Source organism: Reichenbachiella sp. (genome assembly GCF_033344935.1).
GTDB lineage: Bacteria > Bacteroidota > Bacteroidia > Cytophagales > Cyclobacteriaceae > Reichenbachiella.
The window spans coordinates 943,986-960,629 of record NZ_JAWPMM010000001.1; the positions used below are offsets into that span (position 1 = coordinate 943,986).

Consider the following 16,644-nt stretch of genomic DNA (forward strand, 5'->3'; position numbering starts at 1 on the left):
GATATGAATTGTTTCTGACTTGGGTAAATCACAGGTTCCACATCCTTTTGGACAACCATTTTTCGCGGTAAAGTCCAAGTATATTTTTCTGGCTACAAAAAAAGTGGCCAAACCAAAAAACACCCAAATCAATAATTCTTGCATCATTTGTGGGCAAAATTACCAGTGCTTTTTGATAATCGCTAGCATTTCGGCATGTATCGTATTGGCCGCCAGAATTTCACGACCAAAGAGGTAGTTGTCACCACCAGAAAAGTCAGTGACTTTGCCTCCAGCTTCTTCTACAATTAATGCGCCTGCGGCTATATCCCAAGGGTTAAGATTGTATTCAAAATAGCCTTCATATCTTCCTAATCCTACATAAACCAAATCAATTGCCGCGCTGCCCAATCTCCTTAGCCCATGTGCATTTTGCATCAATTCGTTTAATATCGATTGATACTCTGGCATCCTATCAAAGTCGTAATAGGGGAATCCCGTAGCCAGTAGACTATCTCCTAAAGTGGGTAGTTTAGAAACTTGAATGGTTTTTTCGTTGCAAAAAGCGCCCCCATTTTTGTAAGCATGGAAGCAGTCGTCTCTTCCGATATCAAAAACTACACCTGACACAATTTCCTTTCCTTTGGCTAACGCAATGCTGGTGGAGTATATAGGCAGGCCGTGGATGAAGTTGGTTGTGCCGTCCAAAGGATCTATAATCCATTTAAATTCAGTGTCAGATTCCTTTTCTGTTCCTTCTTCTGTGATAAAGCCAGCTTCTGGTAAAATTTTTTTGAGCTGTGCCACCATCTTTTTTTCGGCTTCTTTATCCACATAAGAGACCAAGTCATTTTTTCCTTTGAGCTCTACATCCTCATAATTAAAATTTTCAGCTTCTCTTTTGATGAATGCTCCGCATTCTAATGAAAGGTCTACGACTTGTTGGGTGATGTTTTTAAGATTCATTTTCCAGCTATTATCACTACGATTTCTCCTTTTATTTTCTGTTCTCCAAAGTGGTCGATGATTTCCTGAATGCTACCATTCACGGTTTCTTCATATAATTTAGTCAATTCTCGAGACACTGAGGCCCGACGGTCAAAGCCTAAGGTTTCTCCGAATTGTTTGAGTGCTTTTACCAATCGGTGTGGAGACTCATAAAATATCATGGTGCGAGTTTCTTCAACCAAAGCTTGTAATCGTGTTTGCCTTCCTTTTTTCTGAGGTAAAAATCCTTCAAACACAAAGCGGTCGCTAGGCAGTCCAGAAGCTACCAGCGCTGGAACAAAAGCGGTAGCGCCAGGTAGACACTCCAATTTTATGTCGGCTTTCAAACACTCACGTACTAACAAAAATCCAGGGTCACTGATGGCTGGTGTTCCCGCATCTGAGACCAGTGCCATGGTTTTTCCTGCTTGAAATTCTTCAATGAGTTTTTCTATTTGCTTGTGTTCATTGAAAATGTGGTAGCTTTTGAGTTGACTTTTGATATCATAGTGCTTGAGCAATGTACCCGTGGTACGAGTGTCTTCGGCTAGTATAATGTCGACGGTTTTTAATACCTCCAAGGCACGCAATGTGATGTCAGCCAAATTGCCGATAGGAGTTGGTACCAGATATAAGGATGCTTTAAATTCCATTAGTCCAGCAAGGAGTCTATAGTTTGAGCCAATTTTCGATCTTTTTCAGTTACAATATTCCCAGCATCATGTGTTGATAGAATGATTGTAACTTGATTGTAGACATTTGACCAACTCGGGTGGTGATTCATTTTCTCTGCTTCAATAGCCACTTTGGTCATAAAACCAAAGGCTGCCGTAAAATCTTTGAACTTGAAAGTTCTTGTGAGGGTGTCGTTTTCTTCTTGCCACATAGTCGTAAAAATAGGTAGATACTTTCCTAATGTAATAAACTTTGAGAAAGTTCATGCGATTGAAGTGCGAAGTCTTTTGAGCTTTATTATCATTGCGCGATGCAAGAAATACCCACAATAGAATTGCTCGGCCTGCAGGTGACTGAGCCTATGACATGGATTACCAACTGGATGGTAGCTACTGCCTGTTTTGTGTTTGGTCACAAGTTGTTTTATTATGAACAAGCTGACCTCTCTCAAAAATTTTGGGCATTATTCTTCTTATTCATAGGCGCGGCTTCGATTACTGGAGGAACAGCTCATGGATTTATTCATTATGTGGGTCATAAATTTCACCATGCCGCATGGTTGTTAAGTGGAATATCGATTTTTTGTGCGCAATTAGCTGTGTTGCCATTGATTGAGAAACCCAAAGTGAGATCTTTTGTACGAATATTTTGCTATGTTCAGCTAATGGCTATGTCGGCTTCAGTGCTGGTCTTTCAGCATTTCTCAAGTGTATTGATTGATTCTATAGTTGGATTGATTGGAGTAGTAATTCCGGTGTCACTTGCACACTATGCCAGATATAAAGACAAGAGATCAGCATTAGTAATTGTTGGCGTGCTTACCAATCTTGTGCCGGCGATCATTCATTTACTGAAAATATCTATCAACCAGTGGTTCAACTTCAACGACATTAGCCATGTGGTAATGATTGGATGTTTTTATGTGATGTACAAAGCGGCGAAGGCTGACGTGAATCAAGCTCCGGCTGGAGTTGTCAATGCTTAATTAATCCTTCAATAAATCAGGCAACCAACTTACCATTTCCGGAAAAAGGATCACCGCAATCAACAGTAATATTTGGATCGCTACAAAAGGAACAATCCCTTTGTAAAGATGGCTTGTTTTAATCTCAGGAGGGGCGACTCCCTTGAGATAGAATAGAGAAAATCCGAAAGGAGGAGTTAGAAAACTCGTTTGTAAATTGAGAGCGATTAATATGCCTATCCATATTAAATCAACTCCCATAGCAGAAAAGATAGGTGCCGCTACGGGTACAATGATGAAAATGATTTCAATAAAATCGATAAAGAAACCTGCTATAAAAACTACTAGAAGCACCACTGCAAGAAACAGATGAGGAGAAAGCCCTCCTTGAGTGATAAGGTCGGACAAAAGACGATCTCCACCCATCGCTCGAAATACCAATGAAAATGAAGTGGCGCCAACCAAGATCATAAATACCATACAGGTCAAAAAGGTGGTATCGCGCATCACTTCTTTGAGAATGGAGAGACTCAGTTTTTTTTGAATACCGGTTAAAGCAATGGCGCCAATGGCACCAACGGCTGCCGCTTCAGTGGGAGAGGCGATGCCCGCGAAAATGGAGCCCAATACGAGGAGAATTAGCATAAAAGGAAGCACGAAGGCAACTATGATCCTTTTCCAAGCTCCTTCAGACCAAAAATCTTCACGCTCTTCTTTGCTGATGCTAGGCGCCGATTCTGGTTTGAGGTACGAGACTGTGATGATGTAAATGATGTATAGACCGACTAGAACAACTCCGGGTACAATAGCGGCAGTGAATAGATCGCCTACAGAAACATTTAACACAGTCCCTAAAAGTACCAAGACGACAGAGGGTGGAATAATTTGACCCAATGTCCCTGAAGAAGCTATTGTACCAGTGGCTAGAGTTGGAGAGTAGCCCTTCTTAAGCATGGTCGGTAAACTAATCATTCCCATGGTGATGACTGTTGCGCCTACTATGCCTGTGGAAGCGGCTAGCATCCCTCCCACAATCACTACAGATACAGCAAGACCGCCTTTCATTCTGCCAAACAAGTTGGCCATGGTGTTTAATAGACTTTCCGCTAAACCTGATTTTTCGAGCATAATGCCCATAAATACAAATAGTGGGACAGCAATGAGCACAAAGTTGTGCATGGTGCCATAAATCCGTAGAGAAAGCAGATAGAAAAAGTCGACATCATAAATTAGTACCCCAGCCAAAATTGACAATCCTCCCAGTGTAAAAGCTACAGGGTATCCAAAAAGAATAAGAATGAAAACTAATACAAAAAGTAGCAGTGGTAAATATTCTGTGATCATCTATTGGGTTGGTTAATTAGATGAGACAAGGAAGTAAGTCCTTCGGCTACCGCTTGGATCAATAATAAAGTAGCACCAAGTGGTATAGTAGATTTAATAAGGAATCGATGAGGCAATCCTCCAGGTTCAGGACTCGATTCTGCGATTTTCCAAGCATCAATAACAAAAGGTATGGAAGTTTGGATCACAACCAAGCAGAATGGAATGAGAAAGATAAGGGTACCAATCAAATTGACCCAAGCCTTTTTCTTTTCACTGAATCTAGAATAAAATACATCTACCCGGACGTGTTTGTCATGCTTGAGAGCATAGGCAGACCCTAATAAAAACAAGGTAGCAAATAGATGCCATTCTAGCTCTTGGTTGGCTGAGCTGCTCCAATTGAAGGCATATCTCAAAACAACATCTAGTCCAATTAATACAACCAGAATTATGCTAATCCAAGAAACTAGCTGGCCGGTTCTTTCGGTGAACTGATTGATATATGAGGCAAATCGATTCATGAATATTTAGCTCGCAAAATAGAGAGATTTTTTGATCTCTCAGATGGCAATAGACTATTTGTGTTGGATCCCCTGGCGAGAAGCCATAATCGCAGGTTGAACTGACGCTACAAATGTGATGAAAATGATGGTGAAGGCCGTGAAAACAAAATCGGTAGCAATGATTTCGATTGGGTAAGCCTGGGTGACCGACGAAGCTACACCCATGGATATAAGGCCATAGGTTTGCTGCAACCAAGAAATGGTAAAGCCTAGAATCAATCCACTTCCAGCCCCAATGAAAGCAATAATTGCTCCTTCAGTCAAGAAAATCTTACGGATCAGTTTCTTTGATGCTCCCATAGCGAATAAACTGCTGATATCTGGCTTTTTCTCGATAACCAGCATGGAAAGAGAAAAGAAGATGTTGATAGAAGCAATGCCTACAATCATGGAAAAAATGATAAAAACGAAGAGCTTTTCAATCTTAAGGACCTTGTATAAATCAGCATGTTGTTGATCACTATTGAGAACGGTGAATGAATCGCCAAGTATATTTGATAGTTTAGATTGAATTCGCAATAAGTCCATTTCTGGGTCTACCATTAACTCTAGTGAGGTTCGTTTGTCTTTATAGTCAAACAGTCTTTCGGTAAAACTTATAGGAACGAAGACATAGTTGTCATCGTACTGTTGTTCCAAGGCGAACACAGCGCCAGGCATGATGTTCGCGCGATTGTAATATTTGTAAGGATCGATGGTTCCTGGTTTTACATTTTTTGGATAAAAAAACTGTAAAGCCAAAAAGTCATTGCGTAAGGAAACGCCCAGATTAAATTGTATGCCCCGGCCAATAATTGCGTATGATGTGTTATTGTCTTCAAACTTTAATTCCCCTTGCCGAATGGCTTCTTTCATTCGTCCTTGTTCAACGAAATTATCGCTCATGCCCTTAATCTTAACGATCATTTGAGCATCATTGTAGCGAATCAGGGCGTTGTCCTCTATGACTTCTGTAATGTCTAGAATACCATCTACGCTTTCTATTTTGGCTTTAAGGTCCTCAGTAAATTTGAAGGATTTGCCTTCGCTAGGCAATACTTGTAAAGGCGCATCGAAGGTGCCATATATGGAGCGGAGAAGCCCTTCCATACCATTGAACACCGAAAGAACAATAATCAAAGCAGCCGTACCAATCGACACCACCAGCATAGATATGATAGCTATGATGTTGATGAAATTTTTCTTCTTCTTAGAGAAGAAATAACGCTTCGATATAAAAAATGGGAGGTTCAAATGTTAATCTTCGCTTTCGTCTTTTTCAGGAGCCGGCGGGATATTGAGCCCTGATAATAGGTCTTCGATTTTTTGAGCGTTTTCTTGCGTGTCATCCAGGTAAAAATTGAGATCAGGTACAACCCGTACTTGTTTACCGATTTTTAACCCAAGCGCTTTTCTGATTTCACTCTTTTTTGATTTTACCAATTCAAGAAAAGCAGGTTCGTCTTCAACCATCATGAGGCTCAAAAAAACTCTGGCAAAGCTCAAGTCTGGACTTATTTCTACGTCTGTAATCGTAATAAAAGCATTTCCAAACCAATGCCTAGTATCTCTTTGGAACAATTCGCTCAGGTCTTTTTTAATCAACCCTGCGTACTTCAGTTGTCTTGTGCTACTCATATCTCTCTGCAAATATCCCGATTAATCCGTGATTATCCGTTTTACGAAAAGAATAATTGACGAAAATACTGATATTCAGTTTTTTGTCGGGATTAACTCAGACATTTGGTATTATCATTTCTTATATGGTTAAGAAATTTAATATTCAAATCGTCCGAGTTAATTTATATTATATTTTATTAAAACCGTATTTTCGTCGGCGTTGAGTTTCACAAAAAATAATAAGTTGCCCGTAATGCACTAAGCAGACATGGAGAAAATCTATTTTTGTGGCTTGATAATATTATCAAATCAAAAGAAATAAGTCTTGCTCACATTTTTTAAAACCAATGATCCCTATCGTTTAATAGGTGTTTTTTTGCTCTTGTTGGTGATTCGGGTGCCTATGTTTATATCAGGTGTACCGATGATTTTACCTGAGTTAAAATGGTTATTGATAGGTGAGCGTTTGGGTTCTGACGATTATACAATGTATCAGGACGTATGGGATTATACGGCACCTTTGGCTGTCTTTGTTTATAAGTGGCTCTTCATACTCTTTGGAAAGACCCGTGTACCCTATTTCATCATTTCCGTGTTGTTAGTTGTAATACAAGCCGGTATTTTCAACAATGTTATGCTTAGAAACAAAGCGTACAATGGGAGTACTTACGTGCCGGCTTTGCTATACATGGTTTTTATGAATGCCTTTTTCGACTTTTTGACCCTGTCGCCTGTTTTGCTCAGTATGACTTTCGTTTTGCTTGCAATGAATAATCTCTTTAAGCGGATGGATAATCAGACCAAAGATGAGCTATTCATTTTTACTGGGGTTTTCCTTGGTATAGCAACACTTTTCTATCTGCCGACCTTTTGGTATTTTGTCGTTACTATACTTTCTCTTGTCCTTTATACTGGTTCTATTCTTAGGCGAATGATGCTGTTGGTATATGGTTTTGCAATGGTAGTTGGTTTTGCGAGCTTATATTTTTATTGGTTCGATGATTATCTGATTTTTCAATATCATGTACTGAACTCTTTGTGGATAATTGAAACCATTAAGTATCTTAATTGGACTGAGTTAACAATTGTTGCAGCGGTACCATTGTTGATTTTTATTGCTTCCGTTTATAAAGTGCGAAAACTTGGTAAATACATCAACTTTCAGGAAAAGATACAGCAGGTAATGTTTATGTTTTTCCTTTCAGGTTTTTTGGGCTTGATGATGGCCAGAGAGATATCTACTTATCAACTCATATTTTTCATACCGACGGTGGCCTTTTTTGTAACACATTATTTATTGCTGATTAAAAATTGGCTGGTGGCAGAAATAAGTGTTGGGGTCATTATAATTTTAGTATTGTACAATCACCTCGCTTTTGTCAATAAATGGTTTCATGTAGACCGTTTTGTCAGCTACGAGCCTTTGCTGATTAGAGAAAGTTCATATGAAAAGCTTTTGACGGATAAGAAAATATTGGTTTTGGGTGATGAAATGCATCATTATAAAAATGCTTCATTAGCCACTCCTTATCTCAATTGGCGATTGAGTCAGCTACAATTGAAAGAGCTGAAATACTATGATAATAGTGCGGAAGCTTTTGTGAACTTTAATGAAGACTTACCTGAGGTAATTATCGATCAAGAACAAACCATGCCTGAGTTATTGGGAAAAATGCCTACTATCTCCTCGCAATACATTCATCACGAGGGTTATCCTGAAATTTATTTACTGAAAGAGTAGGAGATAATTAACAAGAAATCTTATCCACTCTGTTTTGATGTCTGCCTCCTTCGAAGTCTGTAGAGATAAAGGCTGAAACCATTTCTTTTGCTGAGTCTAATGAAACAAACCTAGCAGGAATGGCAATTACATTAGCGTTATTGTGTTGTCGCGCAAGTTCTGCTAAAGACTTATCCCAGCAAAGTGCGGCACGGATACCTTGGTGCTTGTTGGCCGTCATGGCCACACCATTTCCACTTCCACAGATTAAAATACCTAAGTCGTTTTTAGATTCCTCAACAGAACTGGCTAATGGATGCACATGGTCAGGATAATCCACAGAGTCGCCTGTATCTGTGCCAAAATTTTGAGTGGTATGTCCAGCCGCTTCCAGCATCTCAATAATTTCCTTCTTGTATTCGTATCCAGCGTGGTCTCCTCCTATGGCAATTTTCATGGTGTTGGGTTTTGATTATAAAATTAATCTAAATCTCTTGAAATGTTTTTGAACGTTTTATTCGATATCATGATACTAAACTGATATAAACCAATCAACGGTATCGCAATTAGAATCTGGCTAAATGGGTCAGGTGGTGTAAGCATGGCACCTAATAAAAAGATCACAACAATACCATGCTTTCTATAGGTTTTCATGATGTCCGGAGTTAATAAACCGGCCTTGGTCAAAAAGTAAACCACCATAGGTAGTTGAAATAATAGTCCACATGCTAGTACCAATGTGGTTACTGTAGAAACGTATGATACAATATCAAACTCATTCAGAATTGATGGGTCTAGTTGATAGTTGGCTAGAAAATTTACCGAAAGGGGAGTGAGGATCAAATAACCGAAAAGCACACCAATGGTAAATAATAGGCTTACATAAAAAACAGCTCCTCTAGCGAGTTTCCTTTCTTTGATGTAGAGGCCGGGACTTATGAATCTCCAAATTTCCCAAAAGGCATATGGAAAAGCTGCTATGATACCTACAGCAAACGAGGAGGTAATGTGCATCGTGAACTGTCCTGTCATCTGTCTGCTTTGGATGATAAACGGTAGTTTATCAATACAAAGCGCCTCTATTTGAATGAGGTCACCGATATAGCAAAGCTGCTGATAGGTCCAGAAATCAACTCTTGAAGGCCCAAGGATCAGAGTACCAAATACAAATTCTTTTGAGACGAAAGCTGCAATGGTGAATACACTAATAGCTATGAATGCACGTATGATGTGCCATCTCAATTCTTCGAGATGATCCAAAAAGGACATCTCTGTTTCTTCTGCTAGGTGTTGCTGATCCGCGGGCAGTTGCTGCATGTACTTATACTAGAGAATCTAAATGCTTGTATAACGGAAAGTCAGCCATCCAGTTGTTGACTTGTCCTCTTACCGAAGCAAGATTTTCTTCATTTTCAGGGTTCATCAAAACCGTATCGATCAGCTCAACAATTTTAGTCATGTCCGCCTCCTTCATACCTCTGGTAGTCACAGCTGCAGAACCTACTCTAATTCCAGAAGTGACAAATGGTGATTTGTCATCGTAAGGAACCATATTTTTGTTGACAGTAATATCGGCTTTCACTAGCGCATTCTCGGCTAGCTTTCCAGTTAAGTCTTTAGATCTCAAATCGATCAATGCACAATGGTTGTCTGTTCCACCTGAGATCACATGGTAGCCCTTACTCATGAAAGCTTCTGCCAAGGCGCTCCCATTTTTCTGTACTTGAACCACGTAGTTCATATAGTCGTCAGACAAGGCTTCACCAAAGGCAATAGCTTTAGCAGCAATGATGTGCTCTAAAGGTCCGCCTTGAGTACCTGGGAAAACTCCAGAATCCAGTAATGCGGTCATTTTTCTCAATTCACCTTTTGGGTTTTTAAGTCCAAATGGATTCTCAAAATCTTCTCTCATCAAGATCATACCGCCTCTAGGGCCTCTCAAAGTTTTGTGAGTTGTTGTGGTAATGATATGACAGTATTCCAATGGGTCGTTCAATAAGCCTCTTGCGATTAATCCAGCAGGGTGAGAAACATCTGCTAAAAGGATGGCTCCTACTTCATCAGCTACTTCTCTGAATTTGGCATAATCCCAATCTCTACTGTATGCCGAAGCACCACAGACGATCATTTTTGGCTTTTCTTTTTTTGCTACCTCTTCAAGCTGTGCATAGTCGATTCGACCAGTTTCTTGATCCACACCATAGAAATGTGGTTCGTAAAGTTTTCCTGAAAAGTTGACAGGGGAACCGTGAGTCAAGTGACCTCCATGCGAAAGGTCAAATCCTAGGATTTTATCACCTGGCTTCAAACAAGCAAGCATCACCGCCGCATTAGCTTGAGCGCCGGAATGAGGCTGTACATTAGCCCATGTAGCACCAAACAATTCTTTGGCTCTATCAATAGCTATATTTTCAGTTTGATCAACAATTTCACATCCACCATAATATCTCTTGGCTGGCAGCCCTTCTGCATATTTGTTTGTCAATACACTTCCGGCGGCTTCCATCACCTGAGCGGAAACAAAATTTTCCGAAGCAATTAGCTCAAGGCCATTTTCCTGGCGTTGTCTTTCTTTTTCGATTAAGTCAAATACTTGTTGATCTCTCTGCATGATTTATGAATTTCTATGAGGCGCAAAAATACGAGATGGCAGGATGTAAACAAAGAAATACGATGGGGTGAAGAAGAAAATTATAAGATTGGAAAAATTTGAATTGAAAAATGGAAATATCGTATGAATCTTATGTTTTATCCCCTTCGAATTGCGATATATTCCTTATATTTTCGAACTATTAGAAAAGGTCTTACTTGCAAAATTGAATAACTAGCGCTGTTCTTAATTGTGAAACCTAACGCAAGTCAATGAGCATTAGCCAATGAGTGAGATAGATATCCAACAAAGCTTACTGAGCATAGTTAAGAACCCGATTTTCAGAATTGATAAATCGGGGCTGATATTGGAGTGTCATGTCCATAAGGATTTTGATTCACTGCCAATTTCTGAGAGACTCGTAGGTAGAAATATTAATCAATTCGATTATTTGCCCAATGGTGTAGATGTTGTAAGGTTTTGCCTGGAAAATCAAAAATCAGAAATTACATTTTTTTCAGTCCCTGACAGCGATGGAGCTGAAAAGTATTTTGAAGTAGAGATAGAGCCGGCCTCACGATCTGAGGTAATCGCAATTGTAAAAGAGATTACCCATAGGAAAAAACAGGAAGCCGAGCTGATTCAGTATTATAATCTTATTCAGAATATTTATCAAGGAACAGCAGCTTCTACAGGTCGAACTTTTTTAGATCATTTAACTCAGCAGCTTTGCAAAGCTTTCAACGGAGATTTTTCATTCATTGCTTTGTTTGAGAAAAAGGAGTTGAAAATGGTGTCTTTTTCAACTCATAACAAAATATTAGAGCAGGAATCGTGTGGTATAGAAGCGTCACCTTTTGCAAACCTTCATCATGAGGATATTATTAGTGTTCCAGCTGATTGTCAGTTGGTTTTTCCAAATTTTGAACTCTTTCAAAAAAGAGATATTCAAGGTTTAATTGCGGTTCCTTTGTTTTACCCTGAGAACAATAAAAAGGCAGCGGGAGTGATGTGTGTGATGTTTCAAAAGTATTATCACACATTCCAGCACTATGAGAAAATCCTCAAAATATTTTCGACCAGAGCTGCTACAGAACTTGATCGACTACGTCGAACAAAGCAGTTGGAGGATAGTGAAGAAAAATTTAAGGCGATGTACCTCAATACACCAGCCTTATTCAACTCTGTAGATGCGGAAGGAAGAATTGCTGAAGTTGGTGATTATTTCCTTGAAGCTACAGGCTATACTCGTGAGGAGGTAACTGGTAAAATGGCTTTTGATTTCCTGACGCCAGAATCTAAAACTTATGGTTTAACAAAGGTTTTCCCCGAGTATGTTAAAACTGGCTATTGTAAGGATATCCCATTTCAGTTTGTGAAAAAAAATGGGGGAATTATGGATGTACTATTTTCGTCTGTTGTTGTCAAAGATAAGGCTGGTAATTTCCTGAAGTCGTTGACCAGTTTGCAGGATGTTACGGATGTCAATAATCGCCGGAGAGAAATTATTAGAAGTGAATCTAAAGTTTCCGAAGATGCTCAAAGATTGCAGTCTCTTTTTGATCATTCACCAGTTGGAATAATCATACATTCCAAAGGCGTAATAAAAAAAATAAATGCGGAGGCTGTAAGACTTACAAAGGCCAAATCTGCTAAGGAGATTCTAGGTAAAAGCCCGATGGATTTTATCCATCCGGACTCTCATGACGTGGCAAGCCAACGAATTCATAACATTTATACTAAAAAAACAGCTCATAAGAATGAGCAGAAGTTTGTATGTATGGATGGAAGTGTGATTTGGGTAGAAGCCATGGGGACACTGATTTCTTTTGAAGGAGAGCCTGCAGTACAAATCGCTATTTATGATATTACAGATAGGAAATTGGCTCAGGAGAAGGTTCTGGAAAATGAAAAGAACCTGCAAAGTCTGAATGAGCACCTAACCAGACAAAATAATCAACTGGAAGAGTTTGCACATATAGCATCGCATAATTTGAGAGCACCTATTACCAACATGATGTCTTTGATTCAAATAAAAGAAAGTGATCAAGACGAAGCTACTGAGCAATTTGTTTGGGAAAACCTGAAAAAAGGGGTGGCTAATTTGGATGAAACGATAGTGGAACTCAATGAGGTGGTGAAAACTTCATGGGAACTGGATAAGAGAAAGAGAAAGGTTAAGTTATCAAGAGTGCTCAACAAGATTCTATCGAGCATTAAGAATGAAATGTTAGAAACTGGAGGAAGGGTAGAAGGAGATTTTACTGCTTTTGATTCAATCACATACCCAAAGGTTTACATTGAAAGTATTTTAATTAACTTGATAACCAATGGATTGAAATATGCTCATCCAGAGCGTCCTCCAATAGTCAAGGTTAGAAGCTTCATCAAAAATGGGATTAAATGCTTAGAGGTGAAGGATAATGGGCTTGGTATAGATCTGAGCAAGTATAGAGATAAGATTTTTGGACTTAGGAAGACATTTCACAATCATCCCGAAGCTCGCGGGGTAGGGTTATTCATCACCAAAGCCCAGGTCGAGTCTATGGGTGGAGTGATTAGAGTTGAGAGTAAAATAGGTGAAGGATCGAATTTTATTATTAATTTTGGAACAGAGTGAAATTAAAGCACTTACAACCAGCTAAAACGTAGCGCTTTATTTTAGGAATAGCAGTAAATGAGCGAAAAAAAGAAAATTGCAGTAATCGATGATGATGAAGTTTTTCAACTGATCATCAAGAAGCAAATCGAGATGAAGAATATCGAATGCGATATCCTGAACTTTTTTAATGGTCAGGAGGCGATCGATTTTTTCAAAAAATTGGAAACCGAAGGGGCCAATGGAAACGCGCCTGACTTAGTCATGTTGGATGTGAACATGCCGGTAAAAGATGGATGGGGTTTCCTTGAGGATTATGCACATATTTCTACTGATATAAAAAGTAAAATCAGTCTTTACATGGTGACGTCTTCTGTCATTCAATCCGATATTGATAGAGCTGGAAGCAATGAAGATATTGTAGGTTTTGTAAGCAAGCCGCTAACCAATGAGAAATTAGAAGAGATTTTCTCATAGACTTTCTTAAGCCCTCTTAGTTGTTTATTCTTCTCTTTCGAAGTAGAGGGTGTAAAAATTCTGCTTTCTATTTTCGTCGAATCCTCGTTCAATGTTGTGGCGGTTGCCATGGACATATACATGAAAATTTTTGTCAAGCTTAATCACGGACCGAATGAAACGCTTGGTATTTTTTATCGCAGGTTTAGAAATGTCGAAGTGCTCAAGATTCAATTCTGGGTGTTCAACTTGTTTCTTTTCTTGAAAATTTTCGAAATGTTCAATGAGTTCTGGTGCCTGGAGTATCTTTTCCTGATAGTCAGACTGGTCGAACTGATCATTTGCTTTTATATAATCTATAGATTCATTGACAAAAGCGATTTTTTCAGTTTTGGTCTGACCAGCAAAAGCTTCTTGGGCAAACTCCTGCATATTGTTGATAATACTCTGGGTGTGAAAATACTCATCGTTAAAAGGTTCTACTCCAAGAAAATCTTTTTGCCAATATTGAGCGTTACTTGATTTGTTGGTTTTATCCACCATCATGGTTTGATAGCCATTTTCTTGATCGGTGTTAAAAATGATAAGCCCTTTATCCAACTTATTGATGCTAATTCCCTCTTCGCTGCTAATATCAAAAACGCCACCATGACCCATAATTTTGATATAGGTGTCTTTGTTTTCTACTTTGAAAATACCAATAGCATCTGTGATCTCATCTCCCAACACACAATCTTCGAAATAAGTGACCATCACATCACCGTCTTTTATATTCTGATTTCTAGAATGTGTGTAGAGGTGTTTAGCTATCTCAATTGATTTCTCATGTAGGTGGTTTGGAGAGTCAAATATGGCTTTCACGTAGCTATAAACTTCATTGTACTCCAATGAAGTCTCATGTGTGAATCTAAATCGTTCTTCCACTTTGAATGACTTAAAAAAATACTTAACCAAGAGTTGATTCAAGTCACGGTCAGCAATGTTTAGTGCTTGAGAAGAGCTAATTAGTCCATCGTCTTCGGTGATTTTGTGGATGGCAAGTGACTTGAGTACGACTTCTGAAGAAATGTCCATGGGAAATCAATTGATTTTAAAGAATTCAAATTAGGGAGTAATTGACTCCAAATCCAAAAAGAAAATTACTTATTGAGGTAAGCACCAGATTTGATATCGGCTAACCATTGTTGATTTGCTAAATACCAATCTACAGTTTTTTCAAGCCCTTCCTTAAACTGCAAGGATGGTTGCCAATTGAGTTCCTTTGAAATTTTAGAGGAATCGATGGCATATCTGTGGTCATGCCCTGCGCGATCGGTTACAAACGTGATGAGGGTTTCGCAAGTACCAGGAGTTCTGTTCAATTTCTTGTCCATGATTTGACAAAGAAGTTTGACTAAATCAATGTTTTTCCATTCATTGAATCCACCAATGTTATAAGTTTCACCAATCTTCCCTCTGTGGAAAACAGCATCAATGGCCGTGACATGATCATGAACAAATAACCAGTCTCTGATATTTTCACCTTTACCATAAACAGGTAATGGTTTTTTATCAATTATGTTTTGTATACAAAGTGGGATTAGTTTTTCAGGAAACTGATTTGGGCCATAGTTATTGGAGCAATTGGAAATTACAATGGGTAATTTGTACGTATTGCTATAGGCTCTAACAAAGTGATCTGAACTAGCTTTAGATGCAGAATACGGCGATTGTGGATCGTAGGCTGTGGTCTCGTAAAAAAACTCTCCGTCATCCAAAGACCCATACACTTCATCAGTAGAAATATGGTAAAACAGTTTGTTGGTGAAGTTGTCTTTCCAGAAGTTTCTACAGCTATTTAGAAGATTTACCGTTCCGATGATATTGGTGTTGACAAAAGCCAAAGGATCTTCAATGGAACGATCCACATGTGACTCGGCTGCGAAGTGAATGACACTATCAAACTCGTGGTCATTAAAAAGCCGGTCTATCAGACTACTATCACAAATGTCTCCTTGAATAAAATGATAGTTAGCGGAATTTTCGACCTCTATTAAATTATTGGGATTACCTGCATAGGTGAGTTTATCCAGATTGAAAATCTCATAGCTAGGATATTGACTAACAAAATATTTAACGGCATGCGATCCTATAAATCCAGCCCCACCCGTAATTAATATTTTTTTCGTCATAAGCGATCTATAGTGTCTTTTGCCAATTCCAGGCATCCAATAAGGATTGTTCTAGGCTAATTTCCGCTTCCCATCCAAGGAGTTCTTTTGACTTCTTTGCATCTGCATAGACAGCTTCTACATCACCACCTCTTCTGTCTCCGAGGGTGTAATTTAGCTTTTGCCCAGTTGATTTTTCAAATGAATTAATTAACTCCAGTACTGTGTTTCCATTGCCAGTTCCAATGTTTACGGCTTCACAAGTGCCTTCGTTCTTATTGATCAAAAATTCTAGAGCTTTGATATGTGCTTTGGCCAAGTCAGTCACATGGATGAAGTCTCTAACACAGCTGCCATCTTTGGTGTTGTAGTCGTTGCCAAAAACGGTTAAGCTCTCCCTTATCCCCGCTGCAGTTTGTGTAATAAACGGAACTAAGTTGCTGGGAACTCCTAAAGGTAATTCACCAATCAAGGAAGTTTCATGTGCCCCAATGGGGTTGAAATATCTCAGTAAGATTGATTTGTAATTTTTATCTGCTTTGGATAGATCCTGAATAATCTTTTCGCAGATGATTTTGGTTGTGCCATAAGGCGATTCTGCACTCTTAATTTGAGCAGATTCATCTACTGGCAATCGATCTGGCGTGCCATATACAGTACATGAAGAGGAGAATACCAGATTAGAACAATTTTGCTTTTGAGACACTTCCAAAATGGCAGTCAGACCTCCGATGTTATTTTCGTAATACTTCAGAGGTTCGTTGACAGACTCACCGACGGCTTTATAGGCAGCAAAATGAATAATTCCATTTATTTTTTGCTCGGTGAATATTTGGTTTAGCAATTCTTTATCCCTACAATCTCCCTCGTAGAAAACCACAGATTGGTTTACAATTTTCTCAATTCTATCCTTTATCCAAGGTTCTGAATTACTAAGGTTGTCTAAAATAATTGGGGTAAAACCTGAATTTATTAGTTCAACGCAGGTGTGCGAACCAATAAATCCAAGCCCTCCTGTTACTAGGATGTTTTTCAT

17 protein-coding genes are annotated in these 16,644 nt (G+C 39.0%); 4 read left to right on the top strand and 13 right to left on the bottom strand.

Going from position 1 to position 16,644, the window contains the following annotated elements; translation table 11 throughout:
• Positions 1–159 precede the first annotated feature (159 nt).
• The 3 genes from R8N23_RS04060 to R8N23_RS04070 are packed head-to-tail and all read right to left on the bottom strand — an operon-like array spanning position 160 to position 1,852.
• The gene (locus tag R8N23_RS04060) at positions 160–945 is read right to left on the bottom strand and encodes an inositol monophosphatase family protein (RefSeq protein ID WP_318170284.1); all 786 of its coding nucleotides are present in this window, start codon (positions 943–945) and stop codon (positions 160–162) included.
• Positions 942–1,619 (bottom strand): 16S rRNA (cytidine(1402)-2'-O)-methyltransferase, encoded by a 678-nt coding sequence (rsmI, locus tag R8N23_RS04065; RefSeq protein WP_318170285.1) that lies wholly within the window; start codon positions 1,617–1,619, stop codon positions 942–944. Before rsmI ends, R8N23_RS04060 begins: the two co-directional genes overlap by 4 nt.
• Entirely contained in the window at positions 1,619–1,852 is a 234-nt protein-coding gene (locus R8N23_RS04070) for a 4a-hydroxytetrahydrobiopterin dehydratase (protein WP_318170286.1), read from the bottom strand. Before R8N23_RS04070 ends, rsmI begins: the two co-directional genes overlap by 1 nt.
• Positions 1,853–1,951: 99 nt before the next feature.
• On the opposite strand from R8N23_RS04070, the gene R8N23_RS04075 reads away from it, so the two are divergent.
• Positions 1,952–2,626 carry a DUF6962 family protein gene (locus R8N23_RS04075; RefSeq protein ID WP_318170287.1) on the top strand — a complete coding sequence of 225 codons (675 nt, stop codon included), beginning with the start codon at positions 1,952–1,954 and terminating at the stop codon, positions 2,624–2,626.
• On the opposite strand, the gene R8N23_RS04080 is transcribed toward R8N23_RS04075, so the two are convergent.
• The 4 genes from R8N23_RS04080 to R8N23_RS04095 are packed head-to-tail and all read right to left on the bottom strand — an operon-like array spanning position 2,627 to position 6,111.
• A complete protein-coding gene (locus R8N23_RS04080) occupies positions 2,627–3,949 on the bottom strand; it encodes a TRAP transporter large permease subunit (protein ID WP_318170288.1) in 1,323 nt (440 codons plus the stop codon).
• Positions 3,946–4,452, bottom strand: coding sequence for a TRAP transporter small permease subunit (locus R8N23_RS04085; protein WP_318170289.1), 507 nt, complete (start codon positions 4,450–4,452; stop codon positions 3,946–3,948). Before R8N23_RS04085 ends, R8N23_RS04080 begins: the two co-directional genes overlap by 4 nt.
• Before the next feature lie 54 nt (positions 4,453–4,506).
• A complete protein-coding gene (locus R8N23_RS04090; protein WP_318170290.1) occupies positions 4,507–5,727 on the bottom strand; it encodes an FtsX-like permease family protein in 1,221 nt (406 codons plus the stop codon).
• Positions 5,728–5,730: 3 nt separating this feature from the next.
• Entirely contained in the window at positions 5,731–6,111 is a 381-nt protein-coding gene (locus tag R8N23_RS04095) for a ribosome-binding factor A (RefSeq protein WP_318170291.1), read from the bottom strand.
• Between the two features lie 307 nt (positions 6,112–6,418).
• Between R8N23_RS04095 and R8N23_RS04100 the strand changes: the two genes are divergently transcribed.
• On the top strand, positions 6,419–7,834 hold the full coding sequence (locus R8N23_RS04100) for a hypothetical protein (protein WP_318170292.1): 1,416 nt from the start codon (positions 6,419–6,421) through the stop codon (positions 7,832–7,834).
• Positions 7,835–7,841: 7 nt separating this feature from the next.
• Here the strand turns inward: R8N23_RS04100 and rpiB are convergent, their stop codons facing one another.
• Genes rpiB through glyA form a run of 3 tightly spaced genes read right to left on the bottom strand, consistent with a single transcriptional unit; the run spans position 7,842 to position 10,424 of the window.
• A complete protein-coding gene (gene rpiB, locus R8N23_RS04105) occupies positions 7,842–8,270 on the bottom strand; it encodes a ribose 5-phosphate isomerase B (protein WP_318170293.1) in 429 nt (142 codons plus the stop codon).
• A gap of 23 nt (positions 8,271–8,293) precedes the next feature.
• On the bottom strand, positions 8,294–9,121 hold the full coding sequence (gene tatC / locus R8N23_RS04110) for a twin-arginine translocase subunit TatC (RefSeq protein WP_412071664.1): 828 nt from the start codon (positions 9,119–9,121) through the stop codon (positions 8,294–8,296).
• Between the two features lie 13 nt (positions 9,122–9,134).
• Positions 9,135–10,424: a serine hydroxymethyltransferase gene (gene glyA, locus R8N23_RS04115; RefSeq protein WP_318170295.1), complete on the bottom strand. Its 1,290-nt coding sequence runs from the start codon at positions 10,422–10,424 to the stop codon at positions 9,135–9,137.
• 265 nt (positions 10,425–10,689) lie between these two features.
• Between glyA and R8N23_RS04120 the strand changes: the two genes are divergently transcribed.
• Together R8N23_RS04120 and R8N23_RS04125 are read left to right on the top strand one after the other, a co-directional pair.
• The gene (locus R8N23_RS04120; protein ID WP_318170296.1) at positions 10,690–13,023 is read left to right on the top strand and encodes a PAS domain S-box protein; all 2,334 of its coding nucleotides are present in this window, start codon (positions 10,690–10,692) and stop codon (positions 13,021–13,023) included.
• A 57-nt stretch (positions 13,024–13,080) separates the two neighbouring features.
• Positions 13,081–13,479 (top strand): response regulator, encoded by a 399-nt coding sequence (locus tag R8N23_RS04125; protein ID WP_318170297.1) that lies wholly within the window; start codon positions 13,081–13,083, stop codon positions 13,477–13,479.
• A gap of 24 nt (positions 13,480–13,503) precedes the next feature.
• Here R8N23_RS04125 and R8N23_RS04130 read toward each other — a convergent pair whose 3' ends face one another.
• The 3 genes from R8N23_RS04130 to galE all read right to left on the bottom strand — a co-directional run bounded on the left by R8N23_RS04130 (position 13,504) and on the right by galE (position 16,644).
• Positions 13,504–14,532 (bottom strand): nucleoid-associated protein, encoded by a 1,029-nt coding sequence (locus tag R8N23_RS04130; protein WP_318170298.1) that lies wholly within the window; start codon positions 14,530–14,532, stop codon positions 13,504–13,506.
• A gap of 65 nt (positions 14,533–14,597) precedes the next feature.
• Complete coding sequence (gene rfbB / locus R8N23_RS04135; RefSeq protein ID WP_318170299.1) at positions 14,598–15,629, bottom strand: dTDP-glucose 4,6-dehydratase; 1,032 nt, start codon at positions 15,627–15,629, stop codon at positions 14,598–14,600.
• Positions 15,630–15,636: 7 nt separating this feature from the next.
• A complete protein-coding gene (galE, locus tag R8N23_RS04140) occupies positions 15,637–16,644 on the bottom strand; it encodes a UDP-glucose 4-epimerase GalE (protein ID WP_318170300.1) in 1,008 nt (335 codons plus the stop codon).